This is a genomic window from Pseudarthrobacter sp. CC12, assembly GCF_039907755.1.
GTDB lineage: Bacteria > Actinomycetota > Actinomycetes > Actinomycetales > Micrococcaceae > Arthrobacter > Arthrobacter niigatensis.
In genome coordinates this window covers 72,235-86,025 of record NZ_JARDJH010000003.1, presented here as the reverse complement: position 1 = coordinate 86,025, position 13,791 = coordinate 72,235, and the positions used below count along the sequence as shown (strand labels likewise).

The window sequence follows — 13,791 nt, the reverse complement described above, 5'->3', positions numbered from 1 at the left end:
TCAGATTAACTCGAATGCCCCGCCGGGGGTAGTGGTCAGCCGCGGGAGATGCGGATCATCTCCTCGCGCGGCACCACCTTGATGCGCTCGCGGACTACATGGTCCAGGCCGTCGGGTCCGGTCCAGGCGGCACCCAGTCCGGCCTCGTGGGCGTCGAGCTTGTTCCACCCTTCCCAGGTGGTGTATTCGATGCCGCGTTCCTCGAGCAGGTCGATGATGGCCTGGGGGTCCGGGTTCTTGGCCGCCGGGAGGTTCAACCGGTCCTCCAGCAGGAAGCCGATGGTCTCCAGTGCGTCGCCTTTGGTGTGGCCGATCAGGCCCACGGGGCCGCGCTTGATCCAGCCTGTGGTGTAGATGCCCGGAACGGGGTTGCCTTCGGCATCGAGGACCCGGCCGCCTTCGTTGGGGATGACGCCCCGCTTGGCGTCGTACTCCAGTTCGTCCAGTGCGGAGCCGTGGTAGCCGATGGCCCGGTAGACGGCCTGGACCGGGTACTCCACGTACTCCCCCGTGCCCTTGGCGTTGCCGGTCCCGTCCAGCTGCATGCGCTCGAACTTGATGCCGCCCACTTTGCCCGTGCCGTCGTCGAGCAGTTCAACGGGGCTGTGCAGGAAGTGCAGGTGCAGCCTGCGGGAGGAAGGGTTGTCCGACTCCGCGTGCTCCTCCACCAGCCAGTTGGTGAGGGTGTTCACCATGGTCTTGACCTGGTTGTTGGTGCGGATGGCCTCGTCCGACGCGTCGTCGAATTCGAAATCCTCGGGGTAGAGGACAATGTCCACATCGTCCATGTGGCTCAGTTCCCGCAGCTCCAGCGGGGTGAACTTGACCTGGGCGGGGCCGCGGCGGCCAAAGACGTGCACGTCCGTGACGGGGGACGCTTTCAGGCCCTGGTAGACGTTGTCCGGGATCTCCGTGGTGAGCAGTTCCTCGGGGTGCTTGACCAGCATGCGGGCCACGTCCAGGGCCACGTTGCCGTTGCCGATCACGGCGATTTCCTTCGCCTCCAGCGGCCACTCCCGCGGCACGTCCGGGTGGCCGTCGTACCAGGAGACGAAATCGGCGCCGCCGAAAGAGCCGCGCAGATCGATGCCGGGAATGTCCAGGTCCGCGTCCTTGATGGCTCCGGTGGAGAAAATCACGGCGTCATAGAAGGCCCGGAAATCGTGCAGGGTGAGGTCCCGGCCGTAGGTCACGTTGCCCAGGAACCGGATGTCGCCGCGGTCCAGGACCTTGTGCAGGGCGTTCACGATGCCCTTGATCCGGGGATGGTCCGGTGCCACGCCGTACCTGATCAATCCGTAGGGCGCCGGGTAGGCCTCGAAGAGGTCGATGCTGACCTGGAAGTCGCCGTCCTTGACCCCGCTGGACTTGGTGAGGATGTCCGCAGCATAGACTCCTGCCGGTCCCGCGCCGACGATGGCGACGCGGAGGGGACGGTTGGCGGCGGTTTCGCTGTGATTGGACACCGGGAACCCTTCTGAACTGGTCCTGCTCATGTTTCATGAGGGTGCGCCGCATAGTGCAGCGCACAGTCCCCCATTCTAGTTGGCGGCCAGGGCCACCACCTTGCCTTCGCGGTACAGGAGGGCCCTGAGTTCTGATTCCGCCGAGTCCAGGCGCTTCGGATCGATGGTTTCGCCGTCGTGGTAGTGGTCCACCACCCGCGGGTCCACGTAGCTTTTGCGCGCGATGGAGGGGGTGTTGCCCAGTGTTTCGGCGGCCTCGAACATCGCACGGCTGATGGCCCTTTTCCGTTTGGCGGCAGTCCGCTGGACCCCGGTCCGTGCCAGGCTGGACGCAGCGGCCACCGTCCCGCGAAGGGTCCGGAAGTCCTTGGCGGTAAAGTCCGAGCCGGTCCGCTCCTTCACGTAGGCATTGATGTCCGCGCTGGTGACCGGCCGCCAGGTCCTGCCCTCTTTGTAGGCCAGGAGCCGGGCGTTCGGTCCCCGCCGTTTGAGCAGGCGCAGCAGGGCGGCGAGGTCGGCGTCGCGGATTTCCGATTCCCAGTCCTTGCCGCTCTTGGCCGGGAAACGCAGCAGGATCCGGTCCTTCCGCACCTGGACGTGGGCGCACAGGAGGGTGGCCAGGCCCCTGCTGCCGTTCTCGTTCGTGTAGCGTTCCGAGCCCACCCGCAGGGATCCGCTGTCCAGCATCCGGAACGCCCCTGCCAGGACGCGCTCACGGGAGAAGCCTTCACCACGCAGGTCCATGGTGACCAGCCGCCGGGCTGCCGGCAGCGATTCGGCCAACTGGAGGGACCGGTCAAATTTCACCCGGTCCTTACGCTCGCGCCACTCGGGATGATAGATGTACTGGCGCCGCCCCACGGCGTCCACTCCGGTCGCCTGGATGTGGCCGTTGTCAAAAGGGGCGATCCAGACGTCGGTCCAGGCCGGCGGGATGCCGATGCTTTCCAGGCGGTCCCGGACGGGACCCGGTGGAAGGGTGGAGCCATCCAGGTCCCGGTAACTGAAACCCTTGCCGGCGGCAACCCTGCGGTAGCCGCGGCCCGAGGCGTTGCTGCGGCGGAGCCTCACGGCGCGGACTCCCGGAAACGGACACGTGTCATGAAAGCAAGCCTACTGACTATTTTCCGGAATACACGCCCACCTGCTGGAATACCTGCCCGCGGGCTGATGTTATGGACAGCGTGCCCATGCCAGAAGGAACCCCCGTAGCCACCTCCCCCACGTCACGCTCCACGGCAGGTGATGCGATGCCCGCGGGCCCCAAGGCAGTCGCCAAGGAATCCACGGCGGGCCTGCTGTTCGGCATCGGCGCATACGTTTTGTGGGGGATGCTCCCGCTGTACTTCTACATCCTGATGCCGGCGGGCGCCGTCGAGATCGTGGCCAACCGCGTGGTGTGGTCCTTGCTGTTCTGCGCCCTGCTGATCACGGTGACCAGGTCGTGGGGTGTGCTCGCGGTGGCGCTGCGGGACCGGCGGGTCTTTGGTTCCCTGGCGCTGGCGGCGTTCCTGATCGCCATCAACTGGCTGACCTACACCTATGGGGTCACAACGGGTCAGGCGGTGGAAACGTCGCTGGGGTATTTCATCAACCCGCTGGTTTCCGTGCTGCTGGGGGTGCTGGTCCTGAAGGAAAGGCTGCGGCCGCTGCAGTGGACCGCCGTCGGCGTCGGCTTCGTGGCAGTGGGCGTACTCACCTACTCCTACGGGAAACTGCCGTGGATCGCGCTGACCCTGGCGTTCAGCTTTGGCCTGTACGGCTTCGTCAAGAACCGGGTGGGATCGAGGGTGGACGCCATCACCAGCCTCAGCGTGGAGACCATGGTGCTCGCCCCGCTGGCCGCCGTCGCCATGGTTGTCCTGGCCGCAAGCGGCAGCTCCACGCTCACGTCCCAGGGGGCGGGGCACTTCTGGCTGCTGCTCGCATCCGGCGTGATCACCGCCGTCCCGCTGCTCTTCTTCGGCGCCTCGGCGCGGCGGTTGCCCATGACCACCATCGGACTGCTGCAGTATTTCGCTCCCGTCCTGCAGTTCCTGGTGGCGTTGCTGGTGTTCCGGGAGGCCATGACTGCTGAACGCTGGATCGGCTTCGGGGTGGTATGGCTGGCCCTGCTTCTGCTGACCGTGGACATGCTGCGGACCACGCGCAGGAATTCCCTGGCCCGCAAGGCAGCGCTCCGGCAGGCCGCCTGACCAACACTTAAGCCAAGGAGGGTGGGGCCGCGGGTGGGGGGCCCCCCCCCGGGGGGGGGGCCCGGGGGGGGGCCCCCACCCTCCTGGGTTTTCGGGTAAAGCTGTGCCGGCTAGGCGTGGGCCTTGATGGCGGCGGCGAGGACTTCCAGGCCGTCTGCCAGCAGTTCATCGGTGATGACCAGCGGGGGCAACAGGCGGATGACGTTGCCGTAGGTGCCGCAGGTGAGGATGATGACGCCTTCCTTCAGGCAGGCGGCGGCAACAGCCTTGGTCAGCTCCGGGTTCGGCTCCTTGGAACCGGCCTGGACAAGTTCGACGGCGAGCATGGCGCCACGGCCGCGGACATCGCCGATCACGCCGGTCCCGGCAGCGGCAAGCTCGGACTGCAGTTCCTGGAGGCGCGCCATGGCAACGGATTCGATGTGGCGGGCGCGGCCGTTCAGGTTGTACTCCTCCATGGAGCCGATGGACGCCAACGCAGCCGCGCAGGCCACGGGGTTGCCGCCGTAGGTGCCGCCCAGGCCACCGGGGTGCACGGCATCCAGCAGGTCGGCGCGGCCGGTAATGGCGGACAGCGGCATGCCGCCGGCGATGCCCTTGGCCATCGTCATGATGTCCGGGACAATGCCTTCGTGGTTGACGGCGAACCATTCACCCGTGCGGCAGAAGCCGGACTGGACCTCGTCGGCGATGAAGACGATGCCCTTCTCCTTGGCCCAGGCGGCCAGCGCCGGCAGGAAGCCCTCGGCCGGGACGATGAAGCCGCCCTCGCCCTGGATGGGTTCGATGATGATCGCGGCAACCTGGTCGCCGCCGATCTGCTTCTCGATCATGGTGATGGCGCGCTTGGCTGCCTCCGCACCGGTGATGGCGGGGTTTTCCTCGCGGTACGGGTAGCTCATGGGCATCCGGTAGACCTCGGGCGCGAACGGGCCGAAGTTAGTCTTGTACGGCATGGCCTTCGCGGTCAGCGCCATGGTCAGGTTGGTGCGGCCGTGGTAGGCGTGGTCGAAGGCGACAACGGCGTCCCGGCCGGTGGCCAGGCGGGCCACCTTGATGGCGTTTTCCACGGCCTCGGCGCCGGAGTTGAAGAGGACGGTGCGCTTTTCGTGGTCGCCCGGGGTGAGCCGGTTCAGCTGCTCGGCCACCGCCACGTAGCCTTCGTACGGGGTGACCATGAAGCAGGTATGGGTGAAGTGCTCCACGGCTTCCTTGACGGCACCGACGACGGCGGGATCGGACGCGCCCACGCTGGTCACCGCGATGCCGGAGCCCAGGTCGATGAAGGAGTTGCCGTCGACGTCGTGGATGATGCCGCCGTCGGCGTCGGCAACGTAGACCGGGACGCTGGAGGCGACGCCGGCAGCCACCACGGACTTGCGGCGCTCAGTCAGTGCCACGGACTTGGGGCCCGGGAAGTCGGCCTGGACGTTGCGCTTCTGCTCCAGGCGGAAGGTGATGTCTGATGCGGTGGTGGTCATGATGTTCTTTCTTACAGGTGGGAGCGGAATTAGGAGTCGAGGGCGGACATCACGTGCTTGATGCGCGTGTAGTCCTCCACGCCGTACATGGAGAGGTCCTTGCCGTAGCCGGACTGCTTGAAGCCGCCGTGCGGCATTTCGGCGGTAAGCAGGATGTGGGTGTTGATCCACACGGCACCGAAGTCCAGGTCACGGCTCAGCCGCATGGCAGTGCCGTGGTTGGTGGTCCAGACACTGGACGCCAGGGCGTAGTCCACGTCGTTGGCCATGGCTACTGCCTCTTCTTCGGTGCTGAACTTCTGGACGGTAATGACGGGGCCGAAGGTTTCCTTCTGCACCACGTCGTCCGTCTGCCTGGCACCGGTGATGATGGTGGGTTCGAAGAAGTAGCCCTTCTCCCCCGCGCGGTGGCCGCCGGTTTCGATCCGGCAGTTGGCCGGCAGGTTCTCCACCACGGAGGTCACGGCGTTGAAGTGGTTCACGTTGTTCAACGGGCCGAAGTAGTTCTCTTCGTCGTTCTGCGAGCCTGTGTGCAGGGTCCTGGTGTGCTCCACCATGGCAGCCACGACGTCGTCGTGCACTGAGTCCTGCACCAGGACGCGGGTAATGGCCGTGCAGTCCTGGCCGGCGTTGAAGAACGCGAACTCGGCGATGGCCGCGGCGCTCTTCTTGATGTCGGCGTCGGCGAACACGATGGCCGGTGCCTTGCCGCCAAGCTCCAGGTGGGCACGCTTGAGGCCCTTGGCGGCACCCGAAGCCACCGCGATTCCCGCGCGCACAGAGCCCGTAATGGACACCAGGCCGGGGACCTTGTGCTCCACCATCATGGCGCCGGTTTCGCCGGTGCCCAGCACCACGTTCAGGACACCCGCGGGCAGGATTTCACCCGCCAGGCGCGCCAGGACCAGCGTGGATTCGGGGGTGGTGTCGGAAGGCTTGAGGACCACGGTGTTGCCGGCCGCGAGCGCGGGACCGATCTTCCAGATGGCCATCAGGAAGGGGTAGTTCCACGGGGCCACCTGGGCCACCACGCCGATCGGTTCACGGCGGACATAGGATGTGTGCCCCTCGAAGTACTCCCCGGCGGACTTGCCTTCCAGGATCCTGGCGGCACCGGCGAAGAAGCGCAGCTGGTCGGCGCCGGCTGCCACTTCCTCGGACGCGATGAGCGACCGGACCTGGCCGGTGTTGCGGTGCTGGGCCTCGACGAGTTCGCCGCTGTTGGCCTCGATGGCGTCGGCGAGCTTGAGCAGCATCAGCTGCCGCTGTCCCGGGGTCACGTGCTTCCAGGTCCGGAAGGCGTCCTTGGCAGCGGCCATGGCCGCGTCAACGTCGGCCTGCACCGAAACGGGAGCCTGGGCCACCACTTCGCCGTTGGTGGGGTTGACCACGTCCAGCAGGTCGGTGCCGGCAGGGGTGACGAACTTCCCGTTGATGAAGTTCTGCAAGGTTTGGACCACGGTGTGCAACCTCTTTCGTAAGGGCCATCGGCGGCCGGACGGAACCCGGGACGGATGGATGGAACTGCCTCGAGCCTATGCCAGCGCCCCAGCGGGGTGAATAGCCACCTGCACACCCTTGTTTGGAGGGTTTAGTGCGGTTGCCCAGCTCACGTTTATCCTTGCTTCATGGCCATTTCCCTCGCTGCCCTGGTGGGCGTGTCCTCCCTGAAGCTGGCCAAGGCCGGAGTGGCGGAGACAACCTGGAACCAGGACATTAACTGGGTCGCCGTCACGGAACTGGAGGATCCGCAACGGTTCCTCAACGGCGGCGAGCTGGTGCTCACCACCGGGCTGCGCCTCCGTTCCGCTCCCGAGCAGCGCCGCTTTGTGCGGCAGGTGCAGCGGGCGGGCGCGGTGGGCATCGGGTTCGGCGTTGGGTTGTCGCATGAGACGGTGCCGCCGGCACTCCTGGCCGAGGCCAACCGCTGGGGCCTGCCCGTGGTAGAGGTGCCGTACGAGACGCCGTTCATCGCCATCACCAAGCTGGTGGCGGATGCCCAGTCGGCGGACCACTACGCCAAGCTGGAACGGCTGATCGCGGGGCACCAGGTGCTGGCCCGGGCGCTGCTGACCGGCGGAGGGCTGGCGGAACTGTTGAAGAACCTCGGCGGCATGCTGCGCACCGACATTGCGTTGACCCAGTTCACGGCCCAGCTGTACAACAGCAGCGCTGCCCACCCGTCGGCCGACACCTGGGCCAGCTATCCCGTGCCCACGGGACGGCGGGACGCCTGCACGCTGTGGGTGCGCCAGCCGTTCGAGGACACGGGCATCATTGGCTACGCGCAGAACCTGATCAGCGTGGAGCTGAACAACATGGTCAAGCAGCGCCAGGCCCAGCGCGCCCTGTGCGGGCAGGTGCTGGAGGACGTAATCCACGGAGCGCTGGAGACCAGCGAGGCGCAGCGCCGGCTCGCAGGCGTGGGTGTGAACAGCACCCGCAAGAACGTGGTGCTGCTGGCCGTGTCGGCCGCCCACGGGAAGGCCCTGGGGAGCACCTCGGTGCCGCAGGAGCTGGAGAAGGCGGTCGCCGCCGTCGTGGGCAAGGACCTGGTGCTGGTGGTCAATGACGACGGCGGGACGGCACCGTCGCTGGCACGGAGGCTCAGCGACCACCTCGCCGAAGCCGGCATCCATGCCACGATCGGCATCGGCGGGGCGTACACCAAGCCGAACGGCCTGCGCTGGAGCTACTTCGAAGCCCGGGATGCCGCCAGCCATGGATTGCCGGTCAACGAGCCGGAGCGGCTGAGCCTGACGTCGCTGCTGCTCGCCAGCGAGGATGTGCCGCTGGCGGACATGGCGCATGAATCCCTGAATCCCCTGCGTTCGTTCGACGCCGCACACGGGTCTGAGCTGATGGCCACGCTGGAAAGCTACCTGAACAACAACGGCTCGGTGGCTGCGGTGGCGGAGGAACTCACCTTGCACCGCAACACCGTCAGGTACAGGCTGGCGCAGATCACGGAGCTGACCGGCTACGACCCCGCGGTCACCGCGGACCGGGTGCAGCTCTGGCTGGCCCTGGCGGTGGCCCGGCTGTCGGCCCGGCAGGGCAAATAGGGCCGGGCCGGCCTTAGAGTACGCCGCGGCTGAACAGGTCGCGCGATTTCTTCCAGGCCTTCCGGTACGCGGCCTGCGCCGCCGCCATCCGTTCCTCCTGCAGGCTGAGCAGCTCCGCATAGATGCCTGCCGTGGCGGGCTCGCCGTACTCCGCCGCGATGGCGGCCAGCAGGTCGCGGGCCACCACGGCGTCCTGGTGTTGTCCCAGGACCTTCTGCTGCCGGTGGGCGGCCTTGGCCACCTTGCCCGCACGCTTGCCGTGCACCAGTACTGCTGATTCAGCCACGTGGCGCAGCCGCTTGGCATCCTTGCGCACGCGGTGGAGCGCCAGTTCCTGCTCCCTTCCGCGCCGTGCACGCTTGGCCGCTTTGCGGGAGCGCTGCAGCCGCTTGGCGGCCTTGTCCACCGCTTTCGCGGCCGCCCGCCGTCCCGGCGCCACCGAATCGGCGCGCACGGGCGGGTTGTCACGGAACTCCTCAAGGGTGTCCAGGAGCCGGAAGTAGCGCTCCGTTCCGAGGGCTTCCTGCAGGAGGCGGTACGCGGCGTCGTAGTCCGCGTCCGTGCGCTGTTCCACCCTTGCCGTGGCCGTTTCCACGCCGTCCGCGGACTGCAGTGCACCCAGCTGCCCGCGGAGCTGCGCCCGCAGGACCTCGGCGTCGCGTGGCTGGCCCAGGAGCTGGCCCAGCCACTTCAGTTCGGTCCGCAGCTTGCGCACCGGCGCAGCCCGGTAGAGCTTCGCATAGGCTGCCAGGACCGAGCGGATGCGCCGGGTGGCGGAGCGCATGTTGTGTACCGCCTCCGGTTCCTCCAGCCGGACGGCACTGTCGCCCGCAAGGATCGCATCGACCTGCTGCGCCAGGTAGACGGTGACGACGGCGGCCGCCGGGGCCCGCTTTCCGGCCAGCAGGGCGGGGGCGGGGGTGCCCGGGGTGTCGGCGGCAGCGTCCCCGGCGGCACGCTTTCCCGCCTTGGTACCGGGGCCCAGGGCCCGCGCCAGCTTCGAAGCATGTCCGGCCGGCTTCGCTCCGGCAGCCAAGAGCAGTTCCTCAACGGGGCCGAAAAGGCCAGGCTTCCCGTGGACCAGTTCCAGCTCCCACTCGCGCCATTCCTGCCGCGTGTCGTTGCCGCGGCCCGCCAGCCGTTCAGCAGTGACGTGGTCATCGGCGAGGTCGGCGAGGTGGACACCGTCGTCCCCGTACAGGGGGTAAGTGGTGCGCCGGGTGTCCAGCCTCACCACCGGCACCGGAACGGCACCCCTGAGATACGCAAGGAGGTGGGTCAGCAGGGCGTCGGGGACGGCGTCGGGCCGGCCCAGGGGTGCGTGCAGCTCCGTCCGCTGCTGGGGCCCCTCCCCCGCTGCCTGGTCTCCGCGCGGCGGCAGCTTCAGGTGCCACCCGGCATCCTTCCCGCCGGTGCGGCGGCGGAGGGTGATCCGGCGTGCGGCCAAGGCATGGTTGGGGGTGTCGAGGTAGACAGCCTCCAGCAGGTCGGTGTGCGGCGTGCCGGTCCGGGCCACCCCTGCGGCCTGCCCCAGGTCCGGCACCACGGCGCCGGCATCGACGTCGTACTTCTTCTCAATCTCGAGTCCCCGGGAAGCTTCCACAGCCGTCCTTCCGCACTGCCCGGCCCGCGCCAGGCCCTCCGACCATCCGTTGGCAGTCTATTCCAGCCGCGGCATGACAGAGAGGTCGGCCACAAAAGGACAAACATCAAACGTCTAACCTTTAGGCTGGAAGGCATGCCAGGAACTCCCCCCGCGTCCCCACCCGCAACAGCCCAGGCCCGCACGGTGCCCGCCGCCCCGGCCACCGGCAGCGCCCCTGCCAAGCCGCGTTCCGCCGTCGTCTTCGGTGTCATCGCGCTGGTCCTGATCGGCCTGAACCTTCGCGCCGGCATCACCGGGGCCTCCGCGCTCCTGCATGATCTCCAGGCGGTGCTTGGCTATGGGGCGCTGGTGGCGTCCATCATTCCCTCGATCCCCACCCTGTGTTTCGCCCTGGCCGGCGCGGCCACCTCCTGGCTGACCGGCAAGCTTGGCGTGGAGAAGGCCATCCTGCTGTCCCTGGCACTGCTGGCCGGCGGCCTCATGCTGCGCGGGATCCCTGCCACGGGCATGCTGGTGGCAGGGAGCGTGGTGGGGATGTCGGGCCTGGCCATCTGCAACGTGGCCATGCCGTCCTTCATCCGGGAGCACTTCGCGTCCCGTACGTCGTTGATGACCGCCGTCTACACGGTGACCATGACCACCGGCGGCACCCTGACATCGGTGGCGGTGGTCCCGCTGGCCCATGCGCTGGGGTCGCCGTCCGCCGCCGTGGGCGCCGTGGGCATCGCTGCCGTCGCTGCCTTCGTGGGCTTCCTGCCGGTGGCACTGCACGCCCACCGCAGCACCGTCCGGACCACCGCCGGCCATGTGTCCCCCTGGCCGCTGCTCCGCACCCGGAAGGGCCAGCTCCTCACTGCCATCTTCACCCTGCAGGCCCTGCTGGCCTACGCCGTCCTGAGCTGGTTCCCCTACATGCTCACCACGATGGGCCTGAGCGCATCGGACAGCGGGCTGATGTTCGGCCTCATGCAGCTGGTCTCCGTCCCGGCGGGCATGGTGCTGATTGCCATCGGAGCCAGGCCGCGGATGCTGCGTCCGGCGTTCTACCTGGCGAGCATCATCATGGCCGCCGGGATCGCGGCGCTGCTGTCCCTCCCCGTGGCATTAGCGGCCGTCCCGGCGGTCCTGATCGGTTTTGGGCTGGGCATCTTCCCGCTCGTCATGGTGATGATCAGCCGGAGCGGAACCAGCACCGCCGAAACCACCGCCCTGTCCACCTTGGCACAGTCTTCCGGCTACCTGCTGGCCACCGCCGGCCCGTTTGGCATGGGCCTCCTGCACAGCGCCACCGGGGGCTGGTCCCTGCCGCTGGTGCTGCTGCTGGTCCTGGCCTTGGCCCAGATCGTGGTGTCCCACCTCATCACGGGACCCGCGATGTCCAGGAACGCGGAAGGGAAATAATCCCATGACATTGAGCCCTTCGGTCCGTCCGCCGCTCGCCGCCGAGGTCACGGCCAAACTGCGCGGGATGGTCCACACCGGCGAGTGGCCGCTGAACCAGCGCATCCCGCCCGAGCCCGAGCTCATGGCCCGGCTGGGCGTTTCCCGCGGCACGCTCCGCGAAGCCATCAAGGCCCTGGCCCACAGCGGAATGCTGGAAGTACGCCGCGGCGACGGCACCTACGTGCGCGCCACGAGCGAGATGTCCGGGGCCGCGCGCCGCATGTACCAGGACCACACCGAACAGCACATCCTGGAGGTCCGGTTGGGCCTGGACACCCAGGCCGCCCGGCTGGCCGCCCGGAATGCAACGGACGACGACGTTGCCTCCCTCCGTGCCCTCCTCGCCATCAGGGACCAGGCCTGGACCTCCGGGGACTTCGAAGCCTGGGCAGACGCTGACTGGAGCTTCCATGAGGGCGTCGCCAGGGCCTCGGGCAATCCCCTGCTGCACGAGCTTTATGCGAGCTTCGGCGCCGTGTTCCACCAGGACCTGCTGAAGCAGCAGGCCCGGCCGGGCTTCAACGGACTCCCCCGCGACGGCCACGAAACGCTGCTGGACGCCATCGCCCAGCGGGACGGGGACGCTGCCGTGGCCAGCGTGAACCGGAACCTTAACTCGTGCGCGGAGTGGCTGGCGGAGTAGCCGGACATGGGTGCGGCCCGGCACCGAGGTGCCGGGCCGCCGTCGTCCGCTGTGTGCTGACCGGTGGTGCTAGTCGCGGCGCAAACCCGCAAGGACATTCTTGGGGCGCTGCATCTCGCCGTGCTTGGCACCCAGGATGATCACCAGGGCAGCGAAGCCGGGGATGGCCCACTGCAGGGCCTTGAGCTGCTGCTGGGCCGACTTCAGCTCGTCCGAGGCGGCACCGTGCGGCTCGGTGGCGCCTTCGGCACCCTCACCGGCCAGCTTCTCCACCTTCTTGCCCAGGACGCCCGAGTAGAGGGTCACCGCGGCACCCACCACCGTCACCGCCGTCTTGATCACGGTGTCCCGGGCCACACCATCCTGCTTTGCGATGCGGCCCTTGTTTTCCCACGCAATGGCGAGATCGGCCACCAGGTGGGAGGCGAAGGCCGCGGTCTGGAACGGAGCCCACTTCATCCAGCCGGCGCTGGAGAGCCGGGTGCGCTCGGCCGGGTCCTTGGCCTGGGCTGCCGCCCCGTTGAGCCCGATGGCACCCATCAGGGAGCCACCAAACCATGCTGCCGCCGTCAGGTCGTGAACTGAACGGGCAATGAGATTTCCTGCCATGATGTGCATTCCTAACGTTGTGGACTGATGCAGCTGCGCTGCGGACTTCACGTGCCTGTTCCATCGAGGTATGGTCCGCTCATGGTAAGCACACTTACTAATATTACGAAAGCCCGTCCCGGACAGTGCCGACCGCGTAATATCGTCGCCATGGGAAACACTGGGACATTGTTCGGCTGGGCCTTCGGGGACCCCGCCCGTGAGAGAGACGGCGGCTATGTGGACGGGCTGCAGCGGGAGGCGTTGGGGAATGCCCGCGAAACGGCGAAGGCCAAGGGTGTCGGCGTCGTAGCGGGTTCGGAGGTGTTCACCGTCCTTAGCGCGGACGATTCCCTGGTGGAGCTTGACAATGCACCCGGCCAGCTGGTGGTCCGCTGCACCGTGCACGTCGAAGGACCGGGAGCAGAGAAGCTGCGGGCCGAAGGGCCCATGAACGGCTAAGGCATGTCCGACGGCGAATCCACCCTCAGCCAGGCAGCGGACGCTGTCGAGGAAGCGTCCAACCACAGGGTCCTGGATGTCCTGGCCCGCACCGGGTTTGCCGTCATGGCGTTGCTTCATGTCATCCTCGGCGCCATTGCCATCGCCATCGCGTTCGGCCATCCGGGTGATGCCGAACCCACCGGCGCCATCGCGCGGCTTGCGGACAACCCCTGGGGGCCACTGGTCATGTGGGTCTGCGTGGCGGCCTGCCTGGGGCTTGCGTTGTGGCAGGCCAGCGAGGCAACCCTGCGGGCCAGGAGCCTGCCCCGCAAGCAACGGCTGGCCAAGCTTGTGTCATCGGGATTCCTGGCCATCGCCTACGGCAGCGTGGGTTTGACCTTCGCCGGCTTTGCCCTGGGGCAGCGCAGCGACTCGGGCGACAACACGCGCGACTTCAGTGCCAGCCTGATGGACACCCCTGCAGGGCCGTGGCTCCTTGTGGCGCTGGGCCTGACCATCCTGGGCATCGGCATCTACTTCATGGTCAAGGGGTTCCGGCGCGGCTTCAAGGAGGAGCTGTTCCACTTCGAGGGCACCAGGCGCGGCAGGCTGATCGACAGCCTGGGCGTCACCGGCCACGTGGCCAAGGGGGTGGCGCTGGACCTCACCGGGCTGCTGTTCATCATCGCCGCCGCAAAGCACCGGCCCGAGGAGTCCACCGGGCTGGACGGCAGCCTGAAGGCGCTGCAGGACCACCCGTTCGGGCCCACGCTGCTCGTGGCCATTGGTGCAGGATTTATCGCATATGGGATTTTCGCGCTGATCCGCGCGCGCTTTGGGCGCATGTAGCTCCGGGGTTT

Annotated in this window: 12 protein-coding genes; 6 read left to right on the top strand and 6 right to left on the bottom strand. The window is 67.7% G+C overall.

Features of this window, described 5'->3' with window-relative positions; translation table 11 throughout:
- Nucleotides 1-35 precede the first annotated feature (35 nt).
- Both PV772_RS03400 and PV772_RS03395 read right to left on the bottom strand, forming a co-directional pair.
- A complete protein-coding gene (locus PV772_RS03400; RefSeq protein WP_347885356.1) occupies nt 36-1,466 on the bottom strand; it encodes an FAD-dependent oxidoreductase in 1,431 nt (476 codons plus the stop codon).
- Between the two features lie 75 nt (nt 1,467-1,541).
- Nucleotides 1,542-2,537, bottom strand: coding sequence for a DNA topoisomerase IB (locus tag PV772_RS03395; protein WP_141159673.1), 996 nt, complete (start codon nt 2,535-2,537; stop codon nt 1,542-1,544).
- 179 nt (nt 2,538-2,716) lie between these two features.
- Between PV772_RS03395 and rarD the strand changes: the two genes are divergently transcribed.
- Nucleotides 2,717-3,661: an EamA family transporter RarD gene (rarD, locus tag PV772_RS03390; protein WP_307361489.1), complete on the top strand. Its 945-nt coding sequence runs from the start codon at nt 2,717-2,719 to the stop codon at nt 3,659-3,661.
- Nucleotides 3,662-3,771: 110 nt separating this feature from the next.
- Here rarD and gabT read toward each other — a convergent pair whose 3' ends face one another.
- Together gabT and PV772_RS03380 are read right to left on the bottom strand one after the other, a co-directional pair.
- Nucleotides 3,772-5,142, bottom strand: a complete 1,371-nt coding sequence (gabT, locus tag PV772_RS03385) for a 4-aminobutyrate--2-oxoglutarate transaminase (protein WP_141159671.1) — start codon at nt 5,140-5,142, stop codon at nt 3,772-3,774.
- A gap of 29 nt (nt 5,143-5,171) precedes the next feature.
- Entirely contained in the window at nt 5,172-6,602 is a 1,431-nt protein-coding gene (locus PV772_RS03380) for an aminobutyraldehyde dehydrogenase (protein ID WP_347885355.1), read from the bottom strand.
- Nucleotides 6,603-6,770: 168 nt separating this feature from the next.
- On the opposite strand from PV772_RS03380, the gene PV772_RS03375 reads away from it, so the two are divergent.
- The gene (locus PV772_RS03375) at nt 6,771-8,207 is read left to right on the top strand and encodes a PucR family transcriptional regulator (protein WP_141159669.1); all 1,437 of its coding nucleotides are present in this window, start codon (nt 6,771-6,773) and stop codon (nt 8,205-8,207) included.
- A 13-nt stretch (nt 8,208-8,220) separates the two neighbouring features.
- Here the strand turns inward: PV772_RS03375 and PV772_RS03370 are convergent, their stop codons facing one another.
- Nucleotides 8,221-9,810 carry a CYTH and CHAD domain-containing protein gene (locus PV772_RS03370; RefSeq protein WP_347885354.1) on the bottom strand — a complete coding sequence of 530 codons (1,590 nt, stop codon included), beginning with the start codon at nt 9,808-9,810 and terminating at the stop codon, nt 8,221-8,223.
- Between the two features lie 135 nt (nt 9,811-9,945).
- On the opposite strand from PV772_RS03370, the gene PV772_RS03365 reads away from it, so the two are divergent.
- The gene (locus PV772_RS03365) at nt 9,946-11,214 is read left to right on the top strand and encodes an MFS transporter (RefSeq protein WP_347885353.1); all 1,269 of its coding nucleotides are present in this window, start codon (nt 9,946-9,948) and stop codon (nt 11,212-11,214) included.
- A gap of 4 nt (nt 11,215-11,218) precedes the next feature.
- On the top strand, nt 11,219-11,899 hold the full coding sequence (locus PV772_RS03360; RefSeq protein ID WP_141159666.1) for a FadR/GntR family transcriptional regulator: 681 nt from the start codon (nt 11,219-11,221) through the stop codon (nt 11,897-11,899).
- A 69-nt stretch (nt 11,900-11,968) separates the two neighbouring features.
- On the opposite strand, the gene PV772_RS03355 is transcribed toward PV772_RS03360, so the two are convergent.
- On the bottom strand, nt 11,969-12,508 hold the full coding sequence (locus PV772_RS03355; RefSeq protein WP_347885352.1) for a hypothetical protein: 540 nt from the start codon (nt 12,506-12,508) through the stop codon (nt 11,969-11,971).
- 150 nt (nt 12,509-12,658) lie between these two features.
- Here PV772_RS03355 and PV772_RS03350 point away from each other — a divergent pair, with 150 nt between their 5' ends.
- Both PV772_RS03350 and PV772_RS03345 read left to right on the top strand, forming a co-directional pair.
- Entirely contained in the window at nt 12,659-12,949 is a 291-nt protein-coding gene (locus PV772_RS03350; RefSeq protein ID WP_141182185.1) for a hypothetical protein, read from the top strand.
- 3 nt (nt 12,950-12,952) lie between these two features.
- Complete coding sequence (locus PV772_RS03345; RefSeq protein WP_141182186.1) at nt 12,953-13,780, top strand: DUF1206 domain-containing protein; 828 nt, start codon at nt 12,953-12,955, stop codon at nt 13,778-13,780.
- Nucleotides 13,781-13,791: the final 11 nt, after the last annotated feature.